Raw genomic sequence first — 21399 nt, 5'->3', positions numbered from 1 at the left:
CCAAACAGAAAACGCCCCCGGAGTGATCCGGGGGCGTTTTGCGATATTGGATGGTGAATGTGTCAGTCGGGCCCGTTATGCGGACCCGATTGAGCCTGATCACTTGTTGGGCAGGGGCCCGATCACCATGACCATCTGGCGGCCTTCCATCTTGGGGAAGTTCTCCACCCGGCCGATCTCTTTGGTGTCGGCAGCGACGCGCTCCAAAAGCTCACGACCGAGGTTCTGGTGCGCCATCTCACGGCCACGGAACCGGAGGGTAACCTTCACCTTGTCGCCACCTTCAAGAAACTTGAAGACATTGCGCATCTTCACATCGTAGTCGTTCTTGTCCGTGTTGGGACGGAACTTGACCTCTTTGATCTCGATGATCTTCTGTTTCTTGCGGGCTTCGCTCTCGCGCTTTTGCTGTTCATATTTGAACTTGCCGAAATCCATGATCTTGCACACGGGCGGCTTGGCATTGGGCGAAATTTCAACAAGGTCGAGGCCGGCGTCATCGGCCATTTCCATGGCACGCTGCGGCGAGACAACGCCGACGTTTTCGCCATCGGCACCGATCAGGCGGATTTCGGGGGCACGAATCTTGTCGTTGACGCGCGGGCCGGTGTCACGTTGGGGCGGCGCGTTATGAGGTCTGCGAGCGATGGTGATGGTCCTTTGATTGTTACCTAATTCGAGAATGCAAGGTAAACCCGCGTGGGGCCATCTTCAAGTCGCAAAATCACGCTATGCGTGGGGTTTGGGGCGATTGTGGCGCAATTCACGGCTATGCGGCCCCGGGGGAAATCTTTAACCTCGCGGGGCGTAGATTAAGGGGAATGGAATGAAGAATCTGGTCTGGTTGGTCGTGGCGGCGCTGATTGCGCTGGCGGGCTATATGCTTTTCACCGGCAAGGGGCCGCAAGAAGTGGCCATCGACGCTTCTGAGGCGATCAATGCACCCGAGGTGGCCGAAGATATGACCAACGCCGCCGAAGACGCCGCCGATGCGATCGCAGGCAGCGTGGATGCCGCCGGGGAGGCGATCAACGATGCCGTGGACGGCGCAACCGAGAGCGCCAATGACGCGGCGGAGCCTGCGGCGCAGAATTAAGCGGCTCCGCGCAGCGCGGAAAAGCAAAGGCCGCGTCCGGGGAACCGGGCGCGGCCTTTGCTTTGGTTTGATCCCGCTGGTGGGTTACTCGGCGGCGGGCTTCATCTGGAAACCTTCCTTAACCTGATCGGCAGGGGTCACCGGGTAGTCGCCAGAGAAGCAGGCGTCACAATACTGCGGGCAGTCGGCGTTGCGGCCTTCGGCTTCGCCCACCGCGCGGTAGAGACCGTCGAGCGAGATGAACTTGAGACTGTCGACCTGCAAATGGTCGCGCATCTCATCCTCGGACATGGTCGCCGCCAGCAGCTTTTCGCGCTGCGGGGTGTCGACGCCGTAGAAGCAGGGCCAAGCCGTGGGGGGGGAGGCGATGCGGAAGTGAACCTCCTTCGCGCCCGCGTCGAGGATCATCTCTTTGATTTTGCGCGAGGTCGTGCCGCGCACCACCGAGTCGTCGACCAAGATCACCCGCTTGCCTTTGATCAGCGCGCGGTTGACGTTGAGCTTGAGGCGGACCCCCATGTTGCGGATCTGCTCGGTCGGCTCGATAAAGGTCCGGCCCATGTATTGGTTGCGGATGATGCCCATCGCGTAGGGGATGCCGGATTCAAGGCTATAGCCAATCGCCGCCGGGGTGCCGCTGTCGGGCACGGGGCAGACGAGATCGGCCTCCACAGGGCTTTCCTTGGCCAGTTCGCGGCCAATATTCTCACGCGTTTCATAGACCGAGCGACCGCCGAGGATGCTGTCGGGGCGGCTGAAGTAGACATGTTCGAAGATACAGAAACGCGAGGCGACACGGCGGAAGGGGAAGTGGCTTTCGACCCCTTTCTCGGTGATCACCACCATCTCGCCCGGTTCGATCTCGCGGACGAATTCCGCGCCGATGATGTCGAGCGCGCAGGTCTCTGAGCTCAGCGCCCAGCCATCGCCGACACGGCCCAGCACCAGCGGGCGCACGCCCAGCGGATCGCGCACGCCGATCAGCTTGGTGCGCGTCATGGCAACGACAGAGAAAGCCCCCTCGACCCGACGCAGCGCATCTTCCATCCGCTCGGGGATGTTCTGCTGCAAGGACCGGGCCATCAGGTGAATAATACACTCACTGTCGGATGAGGATTGGAAGATCGAGCCCCGCTCAATCAACTCACGGCGCAGGGCGTTGGCATTGGTGATATTGCCGTTATGGGCAATCGCGGCCCCGCCCATGGCGAACTCACCAAAGAAAGGCTGCACGTCGCGGATCGCGGTGGGGCCTTTGTTGCCGGAAGTCGAATAACGGACGTGGCCGATGGAAAGCTCGCCGGGGAGCGTTTGCATCACATCCTGCGAGGTGAAGTTGTCGCGAACATAACCAAAGCGGCGGGCCGATTGGAAACCGGCGGCGGGATCGTAGCTGACGATGCCACCGGCTTCTTGTCCACGGTGCTGGAGGGCGTGCAGGCCAAGGGCCACGAAAGTGGCGGCATCGGCAACGCCAACCACGCCAAAGACGCCGCATTCCTCCTTCAGTTTATCCTCATCTCCGCTGTCGCGCAGATAGGAAGTGTCAAAGGGATGGGCGGGCGGCATGTGCTTGGACAACGGGGAAACTCCGAATCCGGGTGAGGTCGCTGCCTATGTAGGGGCTTCGCAAGCGGCTGTCACCCCGCATGTCGCCTGCGGGGGGCATGAGGCAGGATAAAGCGCCGCATTGCCCGCCAAGGAGGCGGCCACCGTAGCCTGCCAAGCCCAAACGCAAAACAGGCGGCCATGATGCTCTGGCCGCCTGTCTAAAAGGCTTGTGTTAAGAGATTATGAAGGCCTTAGGCGCTACATTTGCCCACCAGCGCCTCATAGCGGTTGGTGATCCAGCCGAGCGCCTCTTGCGGGTCTTTTTCTTCGATCTGGCCGGTGAAGCGCGAGAATACGGCGGCGGAGCGGCTGTTTTCGACCATTGTGGTCCGCTCACCGGTGATGACGGTGTCGTAGACGAAGAAGGCAATCGCCACCAAAAGCACACCGCGCACGACGCCAAAGATGAAGCCAAGCCCTTGGTCCACGCCACCCAGCATCGAGCGGTGCACAAGCGAGGAGAACAGCGGCGTGAAGAGCGAGACCACGATCAGTGCTGCAGCAAAGACCAGCGCGAAGGCACCGATCACCGACAATTCGCAGCTATCGGCTAAGAATTCGCCCACATAGGGCAGTTCACGCACCAGCGGCTCGACCTGCGGCGCAAAGAGAAAGGCCAGCACAGCCGCTGCAATCCAGCCGACAATCGCCATCAACTCGCGCACCAGCCCGCGGCCATAGGCCAGCAGTGCCGATAGCACGATGACAACCGCGACCACCCCGTCAATAATGGTAAAACCGTCCATGCGCGTTCTCGCCCTCGTCTAAGGGGGGATCAGCCCGCCCCGAAAATTTCGCCAACAAATCCGGTCAGATCGCTCATCGTATTCAGCGCAATTCCGGTCACACCCACAGCCTTGCCGCCGCGCGGTGCAATAGCGCTCGTAAAACCAAGTTTTTGCGCCTCTTTCAACCTGTTTTCCGTCTGGCTGGCGGGGCGCAGCGCACCGGAGAGGCTAATCTCACCGAAAACAACGGTTTCGGCGGGCAGGGCCGCGTCTTCCCGCGCCGAGAGGATCGCGGCGGCCACGGCGAGATCGGCGGCAGGTTCTGAGATCTTCATCCCGCCCGCCACATTGAGGTAGACATCCAGCCCCGCGAAAGGAATTCCGCAACGCGCTTCCAACACCGCGAGGATCATCGCCAGACGCCCCGAATCCCAGCCCACCACCGTCCGGCGCGCTTGGGAATGGGGCGAGGGCGCCACGAGCGCCTGAAGCTCGACCAAAACCGGCCGGGTGCCTTCGATGCCCGCAAAGACGACCGAGCCGGGAGAGGGTTGTCCGCGTTCCGACAAGAACAGCGCCGATGGGTTGATCACCTCTGACAGACCGCCGCCCGTCATTTCGAAAACGCCGATCTCATCCGCCGGGCCGAAGCGGTTTTTCACCGCGCGCAGGATACGGAACTGGTGGCCACGCTCGCCTTCGAAATAGAGCACGGTGTCGACCATATGCTCCACCACGCGGGGGCCAGCGATTTGGCCTTCCTTGGTGACATGGCCCACGAGGATCACCGCAACCCCGCGGCGTTTGGCGAAACTGGTCAACTCATGCGCCGCGGCGCGGACCTGACTGACCGATCCGGGCGCGCTTTCGACGTTGTCGGCCCACATGGTCTGGATCGAGTCGATGATGGCAAGCTGCGGGCGCTCGGCCTCAAGCGTGGTTAGGATGTCGCGCAGGTTGGTTTCCGCGGCCAGTTTCACCGGCGCGTCCGAAAGCCCCAGACGTTGCGCGCGCATGCGGACCTGCGCGCTGGCTTCCTCCCCGCTGACATAGATCGTCTTGAGGCCGGAGTTGGCGAAATGCGCGGCGGCTTGCAGCAGAAGGGTCGATTTACCGATGCCGGGATCGCCGCCCACGAGGATCGCCGAAGCAGGCACCAGACCGCCGCCCAACACGCGGTCCAACTCCGCAATGCCCGACTGTGCGCGCGGGGGCGGGGTTTCTTGGGTGGCAAGATCGGTGAGTTCAATGGCAGAGCCGCGCCTTGCGCCCAAGGATTTGCTGGGCGGGCCTGCGGAGATGCCTTTGTCTTCGACGATGGAGTTCCAAGCGCCGCAGGCGTCACAGCGCCCGGACCATTTGGAATGTTTCGCGCCGCATTCGGCGCAGGAAAAACTGGAGGAGGATTTGGCCATGGGCCCTTTTCGCGCAGGTGCCCGATGGCGTCAAAGGAAAAGCATCCGGCCCTTGGGTGATGATCCCGGGGGGGAACCCAATGGGCCGGATGCCGCCGCTGGTATTACTCAGCGGCTTTGGGCGGCAGGTCGATCACGATATTGTCGAGCGATGTCGCCTCGGGTTTGCGCTCGGGTGTTTCGGTCTGGACCACACGTTCAAGGCCAAGCTCTGGCATGATCTCACGCATTTCCTCGCGCAGACGCTCAAGCTGGGCCACGGCGACGCTTTCTTCGAGTTCGACTTCGTGCAGCCAATGTTTCATCTCGGTCGAGATCGCTTTGGCCTGATCGAGGCGACTGTTGAAGAGTTCGACCTCTTCCTGACGCTGCTTGAGGAAGCTGCGGGCGCGGGCCAGTTTCTCATCCGAATAGACTTCGGCCAGATCGCGGGCGACGTGGCTCATTTGAGCGGCCATTTCCAGCACGGCGGGCTCCAGCGTGGCGAGGTCGGGATGATCGCGCAGATAGGCCAGACGTTCGCGCACCGAATCGAATTCCGAGCTCATCTGAAAGGTTTCGGCCCGGTCGGCGGCGTGCACAGCGGCATAGGCGCGGGCTACGTCCTGCATGCCGACATTGAATTGGCGGTGCGAGGTCTCAAGCTGCATGACACGGCGGTTGGTTGGCAGGAAAAAGCACAAGCCCACGGCAAGGACGGTCAGCGCCAGTTGGGCGTACATCCCGGCGTTTTCGACAGGCTCACCGCCGTATTGCAGATCAAGGCTGATCCAATTCCAAAGGCCAAGGGCCGCCATGAGGCTGGCCCCGGTAAGGGCAAGCGCCGCGAGGGCAAAAACCACAACGGCGAGCCGCTGAAAGGCGAATTGGATGAGGTAGGCAAAGGAACGAAGCTGGGACATACTTTCTCCCCCCTGGAAGAGCTACTAAGCAAGTTTCTGCCGACCAACGCCTCCTTATCCTTCTTTGTTCCCATTCCCTGCGGGATTATGCTGAGGATTTAACGTAGTTTTGCCGAGATTATGGCACAACCGCAGGTTTTTCGGAAGTTATTTGCGCCTGCGCAGTGCAATTCGTGATTGGCAGCGCAGGGCAGGGACGAGGCGTACCCTGGGGAAATGGCAGTGAGTCGCGCAGCATCTTTCGCGGCGGCGTGCTGCGACGCGGGGAAAATCGCCGACCTAACCGGCGTAGTTTCGCGCATATCTTGCGCCCAAAGAGGTGAGCACCTCATAGCCGATCGTGCCCGCCCAATCCGCCAAATCATCAACGCCTTGGCTTTGCCCCAGCAGTTGCAGGGTCGCGGGCACCTCCTCCAATGCAGAGACATCCACCGTGATCAGGTCCATTGAGACGCGGCCAAGGATGGGCAGGGTAACACCCTCATGCTGGAAACAGGCGGTGCCGGTCGCATTTCCCATCGCGCGCAGAAGGCCGTCGGCGTAACCCGCAGCCACGGTGGCGAGTGTCACGGTGCTCTCCGCCGTCCATGTGTTGCCATAGCCCACAGTTTCCCCGGGGGTGACGCTGCGGGTCTGGATCACCGGCACGTCGAGGGTGACCACGGGCCGCGCCTCTGTGAAAGGGCGCCCGCCGTAAAGGCCGATGCCGGGCCGGGTGACGTCGAAATGATACTCCGGCCCCAGCAGAATGCCCCCCGTGGCGGAGAGCGAGCGCGGCACCTCGACCCCTTGGGTCATGTCGCTGAAACTGCGCAGTTGCGCGTCGTTCATCTCATGATCCGGCGCGTCCGAGCAGGCCAGATGCGACATGATCAGCCTGGGGTTCTGGCTCAGCGCGATGTCGCGCAGGGCTGCCCATTCCGCAGGCTCCATCCCCAGCCGGTTCATCCCGCTGTCGAGTTGGATGCCGAAAGCATGGCCGGGCAGGGTCTCAAACTGGCGCAGCAGCTGCTCTGTCGAATTGATCATCGGCGTCAGCGCGGCACCGGCAATCGCCTCCGCATCCCCCGCCATATGCCCGGAAAAGACATTGATCACCGGGCCTTCGCCCAAGGCTTGGCGCAGGGCCACCCCCTCTTCGGTCAGGGCCACGAAGAACTGCCGCGCACCAGCCTCGGCCAATGTCCTGGCCACACGGGCAGCGCCCAGCCCATAGCTGTCGGCTTTGACCACGGCGGCGGTTTCGGCCTTTGTCATACGGTCGAGGGCGCGCCAGTTGTCGGCGATGGCTTGTAGGTCGATGGTCAGGGTCGCTTTGCTCATGCGCGGATGTGGGCCGGAATGAGGGGGGAGGTCAAGCGGCCAAGGGCACCTAACGTCATGCGCGACAGGGAGGCGGGGGATTTGTTACAGTTTTGCCTACCGGATGCGCAGGATGGGGAGGTCAGGCGGATGTCACGGATCAAGATCATGTTCGGCCATGCGGGCGTGTCGCTCATGGCGCTGGCCGCTGTGGTGGCCTTTGTTGCGATGCTTTGGGGGGCGCCGCTGTGGTGCTGGGCGCTGGTGCCGCTGGGGGTCGCGGCGCAGATGCTTAATGAGTACAACCTGCACCGACATGTCTTTCACCTTGCCCCGCCCAAGCGGCAGTGGGCCTTTGATCTGCTTTACCGCGCGCATTACGGACACCATGACTTCCCGACCAATCACGGGCTGTTCTTCGTGCCGGTCTGGGTCGCGCTGCCGATGCTCGTGGGGAATTTCCTTCTGGTCTGGGGCATCGCGGCGCTTTTGGGGTTCGAGGCCAGCATCTGGATCGCCACGGCGATCGTGCCCTTGGGCGGGGTGCTGACCTTTCTGGGCTATGAGTGGTTTCACATGACGGCGCATTTGACGGTGCCGAAAACGGCGGTGGAGCGGCATGTCACCCGGCTGCACAATCAGCATCACTTTCGCGACTTCGACAAGTGGTTCCACGTCAGCCCGGGCGGGGAGATCATCGACCGGGCCATGGGCACCGATATCGACACCGAGGCTTTGAAACAGCAGCAGCGGGTGGCTTTCATCCGCACCTTGGGCATGCGGCCCGATGATCCAAGACTGCTGGCCGCCCGCGCGAAGTTCGCCGGGAAATACGGGCTGAGCGAGGCCGAAGTGGCCCGGGCCGCGCGGGGGTAGGTGTGAAACTTCCGTAACGTTACCCGAAGGGCGCTTGCCTGTCCCCGTGGCGCGGGTAGGCTTGGCGCAATTCAAGGGAGGACGAACCATGCACCGACATATGACGACCACAGCCCTGCTTGCCGCGGGCCTTACCGCTGGCGCAGCGCAGGCGGAGAACCGGATCGACCGGCAATTGCCGAACGCGCCCGAACTTGCGGCCTATGGCGACCATGCCGTGGGGGTGCGGACACTGGAGATGGTCAACCCCGACCAGATCGACATCCTCGCCATCGACCCCGCCGCCGACAAGCCCGAGGAGATGCCGCGCTATGACCGGCCTTTGACGGTTGAGATGTATTACCCCGCCGCCGAGGGGGCGGAGGGCGACACCTCCTTCAAGGCTTATCTCCGCGACGGCACCACCGAGGTCACGTTGCAGGGCCAAGCGATGCGCGACGTCGATCCGGCAGAGGGCGAGACCTTTCCGCTGGTGCTGATCAGCCACGGCTATCCGGGTAACCGCTATCTGCTGTCCCATCTGGCCGAGAACCTCGCCTCCAAAGGCTATGTCGTGGCCTCGATCGACCATACCGACAGCACCTACCGCACGCAGGCGGCCTTTGGCTCGACGCTGGTGAACCGCTCGCTGGACCAGCTTTTCGTGCTTGAGCAGATGGCCCAGAAAGCCGAGGAGGGCGGTGATTTCGCGGGGCTCTACGATGCCGAGAATACAGGTCTGATCGGCTATTCCATGGGCGGCTACGGCGCGATCATCACCGCCGGGGGCGGGGTGACGGAGGCTTCGGTCGGCTATACATGGGGCGGTCCGCACGGGACGCTGGGCATTCATCAGGCGGGCTCCGAGACGCATGACGCGCTGCCCGATCCGCGCATCAAGACCGCCGTGGCCTTCGGCCCTTGGGGCATGAACCGCGGCTTCTGGGATGCCGAAGGGCTGGCGGGCGTGCAGATCCCAGTGTTATTTATCGCAGGTTCGCAGGACGATACCTCGCTCTACGAGAACGGCATCCGGGCGATCTGGGAGAACACCTCGAACGTGGACCGCGCGCTGCTGACCTACATGAACGCGGGCCATAACGCGGGCGCGCCCATGCCGGCGCCGGAGGAGGCCTATTACTTCAGCGAGGACAAGGGCTTCAACATTTCCGAGCATTACACCGACGCGGTCTGGGACACGGCCCGGATGAACAACATCGCGCAGCATTTCGTGACCGCGTGGATGGACAGTCATTTGAAGGGTGAGAGTGAGAAGGCGGCGTATCTCGATCTGGTAGAGAATTCGAACGACAGTGTCTGGTCGGTGGAGGAGGACGGGACCGAGAAGGAGGACCACAGCTATTGGCGGGGTTTTCCGGAGGGGACCGCCAAAGGGCTGATGTATGAGGTGAAATCGGGGGCTGAGTGAGGCTGGGGCCCGGTAGCGTTGCCGGGCCCTTTTGCCACCGGGCCCGGAATCAGGCCGCAGGCGCCGGGCCATAACCTGCTTGGCGAAAGGGGGGCTACTAGGTGAAGTTCGGCATGGCGTTCCTTAAGACCGATCATGGCGGCAAAAGCACCAGTCGAGGTTGCCACGCAGCCCGGAATCAAGCCGCAGGCGCCGGGCCATCGCCTGCCCGCCCGGACGGGTAGGCGATTTGGCTAGGCTGGGTGAGACCTCGCGGCACGCACATCATAGTTGAAAGATAAAGTGGTACCGAACTTTTGTTGCATCGCCCACCCTCGGGCAGGCGATGGCCCTAGGTTCTTTAAAATTGTTCCTCAGGAAAAACGGAAGGCTCTCCCCTCAGAACTCCTGATCGTCCCCGCCGCCCTGCTGCCAAGGCTGCACGAGGTTGCCGAAGCGGGTGAACTTGCCCTCGAAGCTGAGGTCCACCGTGCCGATGGGCCCGTGACGCTGCTTGCCGATCACCACCTCGGCGCGGCCGTGCAGGCGCTCCATCTCTTCCTGCCAGACCGCCATCTTATCGAGCTCGTGATCGCCGGGCTTCTCGCGTTCCTTGTAGTATTCCTCGCGGTACACGAACATCACCACGTCGGCGTCCTGTTCGATCGAGCCGGATTCCCGAAGGTCCGAGAGCTGCGGGCGTTTATCGTCGCGGCTCTCCACCTGACGCGAGAGCTGCGACAGGGCGATCACCGGAATGTCGAGTTCCTTGGCGATGGCCTTGAGACCCATGGTGATCTCGGAAATTTCGTTCACCCGGTTCTCGGATTTGCCGGTGCCGCGCACGAGCTGCAGGTAGTCGATGATCAGCACGTCGAGCCCGTGGGTCCGCTTCAAGCGCCGCGCGCGCGCGGCAAGCTGGCTGATCGGCAGGGCGGGCGTGTCGTCAATGAAGAGCGGGCAGGCCTCGAGCGCCTTGGCGGCGTCGACGAAGCGGCGGAACTCGGCCTCGGTCATGTCGCCCGAGCGGATCTGGTGGCTGGGGATCTCGGCAGCTTCCGACAGAATCCGCGAGGCGAGCTGTTCGGCGCTCATCTCGAGGCTGTAGAAGCCCACGACGCCGCCGTCGATGGCACCCTCGGTGCCGTCGGGCTTCATCCCGCGCTTGTAGGCCTTGGCCACGTTGAAGGCGATGTTGGTGGCAAGCGAGGTCTTACCCATCGAAGGGCGCCCGGCGAGGATCAGAAGGTCCGAGCGGTGCAGACCGCCCAGTTTCTTGTCCATGTCGATCAAACCGGTGGAGACGCCCGAAAGCCCTCCGTCACGCTGGTAGGCAGCATTTGCCACGTTGACCGCATCGGTGACGGCCTTGAGGAAGGACTGGAAACCGCTTTCCACCTGACCCTGTTCGGCTAGCTTGTAAAGCTCCTGCTCGGCCTCGACGATCTGCTCGCGCGGCTCGGAGGAGACATCGACCTGCGCGGCCTTGGCCGAGATGTCGCGACCCAGCTGGATCAGATCGCGCCGCACGGCGAGGTCATAGATCATCTGCGCGTAGTCACGCACGGCGAAGGCGCTGATCGCTGCACCCGCAAGACGCGCGAGATAGGCCGGGCCGCCCAGCTCCTTCAGCCCCTCATCGTCCTCCATAAAGGCCTTGAGTGTGACCGGGGAGGCGAGGTTGTTTTTGGCGATCCGCTGGGCCGCGATGTCGAAGATGCGGGCGTGGACCGGCTCGTAGAAGTGCTTGGGCCCGATGACCGAGGCGACACGGTCGTAGACGTCATTGTTGGTCAGGATTGCGCCCAAAAGCTGCTGTTCGGCCTCAATCGAATGCGGCATCGATTCCGGTGCCTGCACGGCCAATTGGTTCGCGTTCAGCGATGTAATCTCGTTCATGACCTCACCCATTTCTACCCAGATGGACCTCATAGCCAGTGGGTTCGTCCGGCGCAAATTGTATCTTTTGTGGATATCTTTACCGACAAAAGGCCCCACCACATTTTGCCTTGTGGTGGGGCCTTCGGTCAACATCTTGCGAAAATTCGGTTAACTTTTGCGGGATTCTTGCCAATCGCGCGGGGCGTTCAGGAAGGCTTCGACCTCCGTCAGCGTGGCGGCGTCAAAGGCCCCTTGGGCGCGGGCCTCGGCCAGCACGTCCCACCATGTGCAGAGCGCATGAAGCGTAACGCCATGGTCGCCAAGGGTCTTTTCGGTCTGGGGGAAGATGCCGTAGTGGAAGATCACCGCCGTATGGGCGCAGGTCGCCCCGGTTTCGCGAATCGCGTCGACGAAGCCGAGTTTCGAGCCGCCATCGGTGGTCAGGTCTTCGACCAGCAGCACGCGCTGTCCCGGCGTCATCTCACCTTCGATCCGCGCGTTGCGACCGTAGCCTTTGGGCTTTTTGCGCACATAGGTCATCGGCAGCGCCATCCGTTCGGCGACCATGGCAGCAAAGGGGATGCCCGCCGTCTCGCCCCCGGCGATATTGTCGAAGGCCTCAAAGCCCGCGTCGCGCATGACGGTGACGGCGAGAAAATCCATCAGCGTCGACCGGATGCGCGGGTGAGAGATCAGCTTGCGGCAGTCGATATAGGTGGGCGACGGCAGGCCCGAGGCCAGCGTGAAGGGCTCCTCCGCGTTGAAATGCACCGCGCCGATCTCCAGCAGCATGCGCGCGGTGAGGCGGGCCATTTCTTGGGGGCTTGGGTGGCTGGTGGGGATCATGGCAGGCGTCCTTGGGTGGGGAGAGGTCGGAGCGGTATTTAAGAAAGGATGAAGATCAGGTGGTCCAGTGCAGATCGAAACCGGGGTCGAAGACCGTGACCGGGCCGTCGGGCGTGTCGATGCTGTCGGGGTGTTGGGGCGCTTCGCGGCGCAGGGTGATTTGTGTCTCGTTTGGCGGCAGGCCGTAGAAGGCAGGGCCGTTGAGCGAGGTGAAGGCTTCGAGCTTGTCGAGCGCGCCGTCTTCTTCGAACACCTGAGCGAGGATCGACATCGTGTTGGGTGCGGTGAAACAGCCCGCGCAGCCGCAGGGCTGGAGTTTCGCGCCATCGGTATGGGGCGCGCTGTCGGTGCCGAGGAAGAAGCGCGGATCACCGGAGGTGGCCGCTTGGCGCAGGGCGCGGCGGTGGGTCTCGCGTTTGGCGACTGGCAGGCAGTAATAATGCGGGCGGATGCCACCGGCGAGGATGTGGTTGCGGTTGATCACCAGGTGGTGCGTGGTAATCGTGGCGGCAAGACCGCTGTCGTTGCTACGGACGTAGTCGGCGGCCTCGGCGGTGGTGATATGTTCCATGATCACGCGCAGCGCGGGGTGGGCGCGGCGGATCGGGTCGAGCACACGGTCGATGAAGACGGCTTCCCGGTCGAAGATGTCGACCTCGCTGTCGGTGACCTCTCCGTGGGTGCACAGCGGCAGGCCGATTTCGGCCATGCGGTCGAGCACCGGCGCGACATTGTCGAAGTTCGACACGCCGCTAGCGGAGTTGGTCGTGGCGCCTGCGGGGTAGAGCTTGACGGCGTGGATCAGCCCCTCGGCATGGGCGCGGGCGACATCGTCGGGGTCCGTCTCCTCGGTCAGGTAGAGGGTCATCAGGGGCGTGAAATCCGCGCCCTCGGGCAGGGCGGCCATGATCCTGTCGCGGTAGGCGGCGGCCTGAGCGCCTGTCACCACGGGGGGCACGAGATTGGGCATGATGATGGCGCGGGCAAAGTCGCGGGCGCTGTGCGGGACCACGGCGCGCAGCATGTCGCCGTCGCGCAGGTGCAGGTGCCAGTCATCGGGACGGCGGATCGTGAGGCTTTGTGTCATGGGCGCGGGGCTAGCACAGAGCGGGGCCGCGCGCCAGATTGAAAACCTATCCGGTGGCGGTCGCGGCCTCGGCCACGCGGGCCTTGCGTCTGGCGCGGATGCGTTCGAGGCGGCGGGCAAAGCGGGGCGCTTTCATCCGGGCCGAGACATTGGCGCAGAGCGCTTCGAGCAGCAGTTCGCGCCCTTGGGTGTTGATCGCTTGGCTGAGGTTGCGCAGATAGGGCAGGTAATCGCGCCGCGCGCGGTAGAGGGCGGCGAAGCGGGCTGCGTCCAGCGTGCCCTCGGCGGCGGCTTGCAACAGCGGGTCGAGCTGGTCGATTTCTAGCAGGTCGGTTTGCAGCGCATCGCCCATGAAGGGCATCCGCAATTTGGTGACATTGGCACGGGTGAAGAGCGCCGCATGCATCGCGTCGAGCCTCTCGCGCGGGTCGTAGAGGACGAAGACCCGTTCGGCGGCGTCGAGCATATCGGGCGCATAGCCATAGCGGGAGGTGAAATCGAGGATGCGCATATCGGCGAAACGGTCATCCCATTCGGTGATGCGCGGGTTTAGCGTGGCCTGCGGTTGGATCGCCACCACTGCCGCGCCGGGCGCGGCCACGGAATAGGCGGCGGCGGCATAGGCGCAGGGGCCCGCGCCATAGAAGAGCACTTGATCGAATTCGTCGAAGAAGCCATCGTCGATCAGCCGGTCGAAATAGGCATAGACCTCTTCGGCGCGGAACCATGTGTCACCGTCACTGGCAAGGCACAGATGCGACCAGTCGTGATTGCGCACCATGTCCCAGCCCAAGGGCTGCGCCTTGTCAGAGAGCGCATGCATGCCTTGATAGGTCTCGAAGGTGACGAGCAGGGTCGTCTCACGCTCGATGAAGGCGGAGAAGTGGCTTTTGCCTAGGGATTGGAAATAGCCGTCTTCTTCGGCGACGGCCTCAATCGCGCGCAGCCATTTGCGTTTGGGCATATCGGCCAGTGAGCTTTCGATCGTGGGCGTCTCGCGCGGCATCGGGCATCCTCGGGCTTGTCGGGGCGGGGCAGAACCGCCGTTTCAGCTGGGTGTAGCTGGATATTAGGGCGAAAATGCGGAAAATCCGTGAGAAATTGAAGAGAATGTGACGGTTTTCCGAGGGCGCGGCTATGAGAGGCGCGTTACCACCTACGGCGGAAAGCCACGACTTTATTGTGCGAGCCGCGGTGATAATAGGCCATGCCCGCCTGCATGAAGGCGGCGAAGACCTTGTTGACGCCATCGGGGCCGATCCATTGCGGGTGCAATTCGATGATCGCGGCGCGGAGGGTGTCGAGGGGCAGGGTGGGGATGAGATCGACCTCGGCCCCTTCGATGTCGCAGATCAATACGCTTGGGGTGAGGTCGGCAAAGATTTGAACCGCGTCGAGCACGTCGATCTGATGGGTTTCAGGTAGGTCTTCGTCTTTGAAACGGGTCAGGGAAGACGACAGGATGCGGTCGCGCACATAGAAATCCGCCTTGCCGGGGGCGGGGCCGAGGATCGCGTTGGTGACATGGGTGTTGGACAGCCCATTGGCCGCGTGGACCCGCCGGATATAGGGGATGAGGTTGGGGTTCGCCTCAAAGCTATGGACCGAGGCGACATTGCGTTTGCTGGCCACCAGCGTCGACATATAGCCAACCCCGCCGCCCAGTTCGATCACCCTGTCGCCTTCGCGGACGACGCGCAGCGCGGCCTCACTCTCCTTGGCTTCATAGGCGTTCTGTCGCAGCAGCTTGCGGATCCGCCCGCGCAGGATCGCCGGATCGTCGGGAAACTTCATGCCGCGGGAGTGGATGAAATCGGGTTCAGACGGGGGCGCGGCCTGTGTCACGGGTCAGCTTTCCATATCGAGGGCAAGGGCATAGGCGGCCCGCTCGGTCGCGGTTAACTTGATGTTAAGCGCTTGGCGGTAGAGATCGCGGAACTCCGGTGTCTGGCGCAGTTCTTCGGCCTTGGCGCGGTGCCAGTCGAGGCCCGCTTGGTGATGTTTGCGGAGTTCGGCGTCGGTGAGGAGGTGGTCCATCTCGGCGCGTAGACGGGGCAGGTTGCGCTGGATCGACAGGTCGCGGTGGTCGTTCCAGTCCATTCGGATCCAATAGTTGATCCCGATGGAGCGGTCGACGTGAAGGGCGCGGCCGCGCTGGCGTTTGATGAGGAAGGAGTCGGCTGACCGGAGGGCATAATGGTTTAACTGTAGCAGATCATAGCCGATGTTGCTGCGCGAGGACCGCCAGCCATTGCGGAGCGCGTCGCGCGTCATGTCGTGGCCCGCACCGTTGACCCATTTGACCTCGGACACCGCGGCCTCGTCCAATTTGTTTGGCCGGTGGCAGGAGAGTTTGGCATAGGCGCCGAGGTTGCGGAACATCGTTTTGAACCCCCATGCGGTATGGGGTTTGGGGCAAAAGCTCGGTGCGCAATGGTTGAATTGGCCGATCACGGGGGCCTCCGACAGGGCGGTCACATCGTTGTGGCCGAAGAGGCGCCACGTCATCGCGATATTCGTGGCCTCGGGGGCGGCGGCGAAGAAGTCTTCGAGCCTGCCGTTGCCGGTGCGGATGTTGACGAATTCGTCCACATCGATATGCGCGATCCATTCCGCTTGGCGGACGAGCGGTTCCTCCAGCGCTTGGTTCAGCGCGTGTTGTTGGGGGGAGTTGCCTTTCCAATCGTGGTTGTTGCGGTGCTGGAGAATGCCCATGTCTTGCAGACGCCCCAAAACGGCATCGGTGCCGTCGCTGCAATCATTGGTGTAGATCAGGAAGTTATCAAAGCCCACGGCGCGGTGATAGGCCACCCATTCGACGATATAGGGCGCTTCGTTTTTCATGCAGGCGACGATGACATTGCCGCTACTGCCAGACGGCAATGTGCGCGGGGGCACGGCGGTATAGGCGGGCGCGGGTTGGTCTTCGCCCGCAGGGGCTGCGCCGTTGTGGGGGCGGAAAGGGCCGCGCAGAATGGTTTCGTGGTTGACCTTTAGTCGGGTGAGGAGCCGGGCATTGGCGGCGCGTGTCTCTTCGGGGGCGTTGGGATCGTGCAATAGCGCCTCGAACCTCGCCGCAGAACGGTGGGCCTCCTCGGCCTCCGCGCGTTTTTGTGCAAGCGGGGTCGCGGTGCTTCGGATGCGGTGGGCGAAGGCGGCGAGGTATTGGGTGGCGCGAAAGCCGAACTGGGGATTGGCTTCTTGCCACGGGGCCTCGGGCGCGTCGGGGGTAAGCGCCTGATCCAGCGCGGGAAAACGGGCGATGAGCGCGGCGTTGTCGCGGGCGAAATGGTCGGAGATCGCGGCGAGGCTTCCGGGTTTGATCACGGGGCCGCCGATTTGCAGCGCCTGCAACATCTGGCTCCATGTGCTGCGCGGGCAGGCGAGGTCATGGGCCTGTTGGTAGCGGATCAGCACATCGTTGAACTGCCGCATCCGCGTCAGCCAAGGCGCGGGCAGGGCTGCAAGGGCGCGCCCGGGATCGACGGGGTCGAGGGGCGTGGAAAGGACGAGGCTCTCGGTGATCTCGCCGGCCCCGACCTTTGACATAAGATGGGGCAGGTCGAGCGGGCGAAACGTGATCTTCTCTGCTCCGAAGGCGGCGGCCCAATGGGCGTGCAGCGCTTGATAATCGAGCCAAAAGGGCGGGGCTTGCACCTCGGGGAAGAGGCCGAAGTCCGGCGCGGTCTCTCTATGGGCAAGCGCGCCTTGCCACCAGTGGCCGCGCTCGGCCAAGGCCAATTCCTGTGTCAGCGGATGACGGCGGCTTTCGGCCACGGCAAAGCCGTAATGCGCGACCAGCGTCCGCGCCTGTTCATCCAGATGCGCGATCACGCGGATGTCGTCGAAATAGGGGCGCAGCAGATCGTGCAGGGCGCGCAGCTCCTCAGGCCGGGACAGCAGATTGCCCAGTTGCGCCGCGCTCAGCACCACATGATCGGCGCGGGTCGCGGCCAGCTCATGGGGGATCAGCGCGTGAAATTCATCGCGCAGGGTGGTGCCGATCAGGGGGCTGTCCAAGCCGCGGCGGTGCCGTAGAAGCCCCACCGCTTCCGGGGCAGCGCAGGCGGCATAGAGGCGGACGTGGTTCCAATCAGCGGCGAGAACCCCCTGCTTGAGCAACGCGTCCTTTTGCTGTTGCAGGATGTTGCGTAGCCGGGCGGCAGCGCGTTCGGTCGGGCCTATGAAGAGGGTCAGCCGCATCACCCGGCCTCCGCCTTGCCGGTGTTGCTTTGGCCCCACCACGGCAAGTCGATCTCAAGATAATTTGCGATCTTGTCGCGCGCCTCGGGGTCTTCGATGTCGAACTCCAAAAAGTTGGCACAACCGGCGAAAACGCGGCGGCAGAAGGCGAAATGCCCTTCGATCCACCGGGCAAGCTCGGCCTCGTCGCGGCCGAAACCGCGGGGCAGCCCCGGCACATCGGCCTGCGGCAAGCGGCGGCGGCCCAGATTATTCCAGCGCATCATGCTGTTTGCCGTCTTGGCCGGATCGCGGTGCGAGAGCAGGAACTTGACCTCGGGGTGGTGGTGCTGGATGGCGTTCAGCACGCCCCAATCGGTCTGCGGCCAAAGGCTGCGGTCATGGCGCACGGCGCTCATCTCATTGATCACGTCGAACTCATGCAGCCGCGCCAACGGGTCGCCGCTGGCGAAGTAATCGGCATAGATGATCCGCCCTACATGCGCGCCGGTGATCTCGGGAGAGCTGCTTTGGCCCTTGCGAATGCGCCAATCCGCGACCTTGAGCCCGGCGTGGCGCAGCGCATCCGTGAGCGTGGTGGTGCCGGTCTTGGGCAGGCCGAGGTTGACGATCCGCGGCCCTGTCATGTGAGGCCGATCTCGGCGCGGATCCGTGCCTCGGCGGCGCAGAACGGGCTGGCTTCACGCAGTTGCGCCTGCATTTCGCGGTAGCTGGGATCGGTCAGCAGCGCGTCGCGACGCGCGCGGTGGGCGGCCACGGAGGCGGCATGCAGATCGGCGACGCCGGGCAGCGCCTTTAGGCGTTCAATCTCGGCGTGCAAGGCAGGCAGGTAGCGCTGGATCGAGCGATCCTCCCAAGCTGCATCGTTCCGGTCGCGCCAATAGCTGTCATCAAAAGCGCGGTGTTCGCGGTTCACGTCGCCACGGTCGTTCTTGACCAGATAGCTGTCGAGCGAGCGCAATGCGTAGTGGTTCAGCGTGGCAAAGCGCCGTGCACCGCGGGCGGGAAAGGCGCGGATGCGGCGTTTGGTGGCGGCGCTGCGGAAGGGCTTAGGCACCTGACGGCCCGCGCCATCGGTCCAATGCGGATGGTGCTTCGTGTCGTCGTGGAAGGGCCGGTGCGCCCCGTAGTAGCCCAAGGGAAAGTCGTGCCGAACCAAGGTCTTAACCTCAATCGCCGTATCGGCACAGCAGATATCGGGGTTATGGCTCTGGGTGAATTGCGTGATGACGGGGGCGTCGGTGAAATCCTCGACCCCGCCATTGGCGAAGAACTGAAAATGCAGCGAAATCGCCTGCGGGTTGCCGCAGGCCGTGATTAGGGCGGGCAGGCGGTGGTCGCCGACATGTATGTTCAGAAACTCATCCACATCGGCGATCCAGACCCAATCGGCCTGTGTGACGATGGGGTGGCGCCGCGCATCCTTGAGTGCTTGCATCTGGTAGTTTCGATTGGTGGCCGGGTTGGGCAGATGGGTGACGATACCGTGGCGGGCAAGCGCGTCGAGCAGGGCATCGGTGCCATCGCTGCAATCGTTTGAGTAGAATAGGAAATCCGTGACCCCGATCACCCGGTTGAAGGCGATCCATTCCAGCAAAAACGGGCCTTCATTCTTGACGCAGGTGACAGCGGTGATGCGCATGTCAGACCCCGCCGCGCCGGATCGCGATGAAAATGCTCTGTCCCATATCCGCCCCTGTGGCCCCCTTGTTGCCGGAAGCCGTCGTTTATTGCGCAGGACTATGCCAGCGCGGGGAAATCCCGTCAATCTGCCGACGCGCGGTCTGCCCTCTTGACGGGGCGGGGCGGGAATGCACCACTGGGGCCATGAAAAACATTGATACGATCGACGCGGTCCAAGAGATGCTGAGCGCTGAGGGCTATGTCTGCGACCGCGCGCTTGGGGTCGTGGTGTTCCTCAGCCTCACGTTGGGGCGGCCCTTGTTTTTGGAGGGCGAGGCGGGCGTCGGCAAGACCGAGATCGCCAAGGCGCTGGCCGCCGGTCTGGGGCGGCGGTTGATCCGGTTGCAATGCTATGAGGGGCTCGACGCATCCAGCGCGGTTTACGAATGGAATTTTCCGGCGCAAATGGTGGCGATCCGCACGGCGGAGGCGAGCGGCGGCGCTGACCGGCGGGCGCTGACGCAGGAGTTGTTCAGTGACGACTACCTGATCGAACGCCCGCTGTTGCAGGCGCTGCGCCCGGATGAGAACGGCGCCCCGGTGCTGCTGATCGACGAGTTGGACCGCACCGATGCGCCTTTCGAGGCGTTCTTGTTGGAGGCGTTGAGTGATTTTCAGGTGACCATCCCCGAGCTTGGCACGATCCGCGCGCCCGAGCCGCCAATCGTGATCCTGACCTCGAACCGCACGCGTGAGGTGCATGACGCGCTGAAACGCCGCTGTCTTTACCACTGGGTCGATTACCCGGATGTGGCGCGCGAGATGGCGATCCTTGCTGCCCGTGCGCCTGAGGCAGCAGAGGCGCTTAGCCGCGAGGTGGTGGCTTTTGTCCAGCATTTGCGGACCGAGGATGTGTTCAAGAAGCCGGGCGTGGCGGAGACGATTGACTGGGCGAAATGCCTGCTGGCCTTGGATGTCACAACGCTCAGCCCCGAGGTTGTCGCCGATACGCTGGGGGCTGTGCTGAAGTATCAAGATGACATCGCCAAGCTGCAAGGCTCTGAGGCGGCGCGCATTCTCGATCAGGCCCGCGCATCGCTGGCGCCTGCCTGAGCACGATGGCCGAAGACCTGCCTCTGGACCTGCCTGACGACCCCAAGCTTGCGGGGAATATCACCCATTTCGCCCGCGCCCTGCGCCGGGCGGGGTTGTCAATCGGGCCGGGTCGGGTGGTGGAGGCGGTGGAGGCCGTTGCTGCCGTGGGCTTCACCAGCCGCCGCGATTTCTATTGGACGCTCCACGCCTGTTTCGTGAGCCGCCCCGAACAGGCGCGGGTCTTTGCGCAGATATTCCGGCTTTATTGGCGTGACCCGCGCTATCTGGAGCATATGATGGCCGCGATGCTGCCTGCGATCCGCGGGGTGCAAGAGGATCGCCCCGCCACGCCCGCCGAGAAACGCGCGGCGGAGGCCCTGTTGGACGGGGCGGAGGCACCGGAGCGGGAGGACGCGCCTCGACCCGAGGAGACCCTCGTCGAGGTGGATGCAAGCCTGACCATGTCCGCGCGGGAACGGTTGCGGACCTTGGATTTCGAACAGATGAGCCTTGCCGAAATGGCTGAGGCGAAACGGATGTTGGCCAAGCTCGACCTGCCGGTGCCGCCGATGCCAAGCCGCCGCAATGTGGCGGCGGCGCGGGGGCGGATCGACGTGGCGCGCACGATGAAAGCGGCGCTGCGGCGGGGTGGAGAGGCGGACCAGCTTTATCGGAAGACACCGCGCGCGCGCTATCCGAACCTCGTCGTGCTGTGCGATATTTCCGGCTCGATGAGCCAATACAGCCGGGTGATCCTGCATTTCTTGCATGCGGTGGCCAACCGCAGGGGTAAAGGCTGGGCGCAGGTGCATGGTTTCACCTTTAGCACCCGGCTGACCAATATCACCCGGCATCTTGCCACCCGCGATGTGGATGCGGCGCTCGCCGCGGCGGGGGCGCAGGCGCAGGATTGGGAGGGCGGCACCCGTATCGGCGCGGCGCTGGCGGCCTTCAATCGCGACTGGTCGCGGCGGGTCATGGGGCAGGGGGCGGTGGTCTTGTTGATCACCGACGGGCTGGACCGGGACGACCCGGCGGAATTGGCGCGGCAGATACAGCGGTTGCAGCTGACCGCGCGGCGGGTGATCTGGCTGAACCCTTTGCTTCGCTGGGACGGTTTTGCGCCCAAGGCGGCGGGTATTCGTGCGATGCTGCCCCATGTCGATAGTTTTCGCGCGGGGCATTCGATTGCATCTTTGGAAGCGCTGGCCGAGGCGATCTCGCGCCCTGATGATGCGGGGGAGAAGGCGCGGATGTTGGCGGGGTTGAACGCAGAGGTTTAGCCAATGAGGGGCAAGCGGAGGGCTGCGGGTCTCTCCAAAACCAGAGGGGTTTCGGACCCACCCT

General features: G+C 63.4%; 19 protein-coding genes. 5 read left to right on the top strand and 14 right to left on the bottom strand.

The window, feature by feature from the left end; translation table 11 throughout:
* Nucleotides 1–99: 99 nt before the first annotated feature.
* The gene (gene infC / locus ACGYLQ_RS06645) at nt 100–648 is read right to left on the bottom strand and encodes a translation initiation factor IF-3 (protein ID WP_209217843.1); all 549 of its coding nucleotides are present in this window, start codon (nt 646–648) and stop codon (nt 100–102) included.
* Between the two features lie 178 nt (nt 649–826).
* Between infC and ACGYLQ_RS06640 the strand changes: the two genes are divergently transcribed.
* Entirely contained in the window at nt 827–1096 is a 270-nt protein-coding gene (locus ACGYLQ_RS06640) for a hypothetical protein (protein WP_394441355.1), read from the top strand.
* An 84-nt stretch (nt 1097–1180) separates the two neighbouring features.
* On the opposite strand, the gene purF is transcribed toward ACGYLQ_RS06640, so the two are convergent.
* From purF to alr, 5 genes are all read right to left on the bottom strand, one after another.
* Nucleotides 1181–2665, bottom strand: a complete 1485-nt coding sequence (gene purF / locus ACGYLQ_RS06635) for an amidophosphoribosyltransferase (protein ID WP_209217844.1) — start codon at nt 2663–2665, stop codon at nt 1181–1183.
* A 233-nt stretch (nt 2666–2898) separates the two neighbouring features.
* Nucleotides 2899–3453 carry a CvpA family protein gene (locus ACGYLQ_RS06630; RefSeq protein ID WP_067268241.1) on the bottom strand — a complete coding sequence of 185 codons (555 nt, stop codon included), beginning with the start codon at nt 3451–3453 and terminating at the stop codon, nt 2899–2901.
* Between the two features lie 29 nt (nt 3454–3482).
* Entirely contained in the window at nt 3483–4850 is a 1368-nt protein-coding gene (gene radA, locus ACGYLQ_RS06625) for a DNA repair protein RadA (RefSeq protein WP_209217645.1), read from the bottom strand.
* 104 nt (nt 4851–4954) lie between these two features.
* Complete coding sequence (locus tag ACGYLQ_RS06620; RefSeq protein ID WP_394441352.1) at nt 4955–5752, bottom strand: DNA repair protein; 798 nt, start codon at nt 5750–5752, stop codon at nt 4955–4957.
* Between the two features lie 279 nt (nt 5753–6031).
* Entirely contained in the window at nt 6032–7075 is a 1044-nt protein-coding gene (gene alr / locus ACGYLQ_RS06615) for an alanine racemase (protein WP_394441349.1), read from the bottom strand.
* Between the two features lie 129 nt (nt 7076–7204).
* Between alr and ACGYLQ_RS06610 the strand changes: the two genes are divergently transcribed.
* Nucleotides 7205–7930, top strand: coding sequence for a sterol desaturase family protein (locus ACGYLQ_RS06610; RefSeq protein ID WP_394441346.1), 726 nt, complete (start codon nt 7205–7207; stop codon nt 7928–7930).
* A gap of 100 nt (nt 7931–8030) precedes the next feature.
* Nucleotides 8031–9338, top strand: coding sequence for an alpha/beta hydrolase family protein (locus ACGYLQ_RS06605; protein WP_394441674.1), 1308 nt, complete (start codon nt 8031–8033; stop codon nt 9336–9338).
* A gap of 378 nt (nt 9339–9716) precedes the next feature.
* Here the strand turns inward: ACGYLQ_RS06605 and ACGYLQ_RS06600 are convergent, their stop codons facing one another.
* The 8 genes from ACGYLQ_RS06600 to ACGYLQ_RS06565 form a co-directional block, all read right to left on the bottom strand.
* Nucleotides 9717–11216 (bottom strand): replicative DNA helicase, encoded by a 1500-nt coding sequence (locus tag ACGYLQ_RS06600; RefSeq protein WP_067268251.1) that lies wholly within the window; start codon nt 11214–11216, stop codon nt 9717–9719.
* A 150-nt stretch (nt 11217–11366) separates the two neighbouring features.
* Complete coding sequence (locus ACGYLQ_RS06595) at nt 11367–12044, bottom strand: orotate phosphoribosyltransferase (protein ID WP_394441344.1); 678 nt, start codon at nt 12042–12044, stop codon at nt 11367–11369.
* A 55-nt stretch (nt 12045–12099) separates the two neighbouring features.
* Complete coding sequence (gene pyrC / locus ACGYLQ_RS06590; protein WP_394441342.1) at nt 12100–13131, bottom strand: dihydroorotase; 1032 nt, start codon at nt 13129–13131, stop codon at nt 12100–12102.
* Nucleotides 13132–13177: 46 nt separating this feature from the next.
* Nucleotides 13178–14137 carry a phosphoadenosine phosphosulfate reductase gene (locus tag ACGYLQ_RS06585; RefSeq protein WP_322327600.1) on the bottom strand — a complete coding sequence of 320 codons (960 nt, stop codon included), beginning with the start codon at nt 14135–14137 and terminating at the stop codon, nt 13178–13180.
* A 143-nt stretch (nt 14138–14280) separates the two neighbouring features.
* On the bottom strand, nt 14281–14976 hold the full coding sequence (locus ACGYLQ_RS06580; RefSeq protein WP_394441340.1) for an FkbM family methyltransferase: 696 nt from the start codon (nt 14974–14976) through the stop codon (nt 14281–14283).
* A gap of 3 nt (nt 14977–14979) precedes the next feature.
* Entirely contained in the window at nt 14980–17334 is a 2355-nt protein-coding gene (locus tag ACGYLQ_RS06575) for a glycosyltransferase family 2 protein (RefSeq protein ID WP_394441338.1), read from the bottom strand.
* Nucleotides 17334–17960, bottom strand: coding sequence for a sulfotransferase (locus tag ACGYLQ_RS06570; RefSeq protein WP_394441335.1), 627 nt, complete (start codon nt 17958–17960; stop codon nt 17334–17336). Before ACGYLQ_RS06570 ends, ACGYLQ_RS06575 begins: the two co-directional genes overlap by 1 nt.
* Nucleotides 17957–18976 carry a glycosyltransferase family 2 protein gene (locus tag ACGYLQ_RS06565; protein WP_394441332.1) on the bottom strand — a complete coding sequence of 340 codons (1020 nt, stop codon included), beginning with the start codon at nt 18974–18976 and terminating at the stop codon, nt 17957–17959. Before ACGYLQ_RS06565 ends, ACGYLQ_RS06570 begins: the two co-directional genes overlap by 4 nt.
* A 185-nt stretch (nt 18977–19161) precedes the next feature.
* Here ACGYLQ_RS06565 and ACGYLQ_RS06560 point away from each other — a divergent pair, with 185 nt between their 5' ends.
* The gene (locus ACGYLQ_RS06560) at nt 19162–20070 is read left to right on the top strand and encodes an AAA family ATPase (RefSeq protein ID WP_394441329.1); all 909 of its coding nucleotides are present in this window, start codon (nt 19162–19164) and stop codon (nt 20068–20070) included.
* 5 nt (nt 20071–20075) lie between these two features.
* Nucleotides 20076–21335, top strand: a complete 1260-nt coding sequence (locus ACGYLQ_RS06555) for a VWA domain-containing protein (protein WP_394441326.1) — start codon at nt 20076–20078, stop codon at nt 21333–21335.
* Nucleotides 21336–21399: the final 64 nt, after the last annotated feature.

This window comes from Sulfitobacter sp. 1A12779 (assembly GCF_043557315.1).
Classification (GTDB): domain Bacteria; phylum Pseudomonadota; class Alphaproteobacteria; order Rhodobacterales; family Rhodobacteraceae; genus Sulfitobacter; species Sulfitobacter faviae.
The sequence above is the reverse complement of the archived record's forward strand: the minus strand, read 5'-3'. Positions and strand labels throughout refer to the sequence as shown.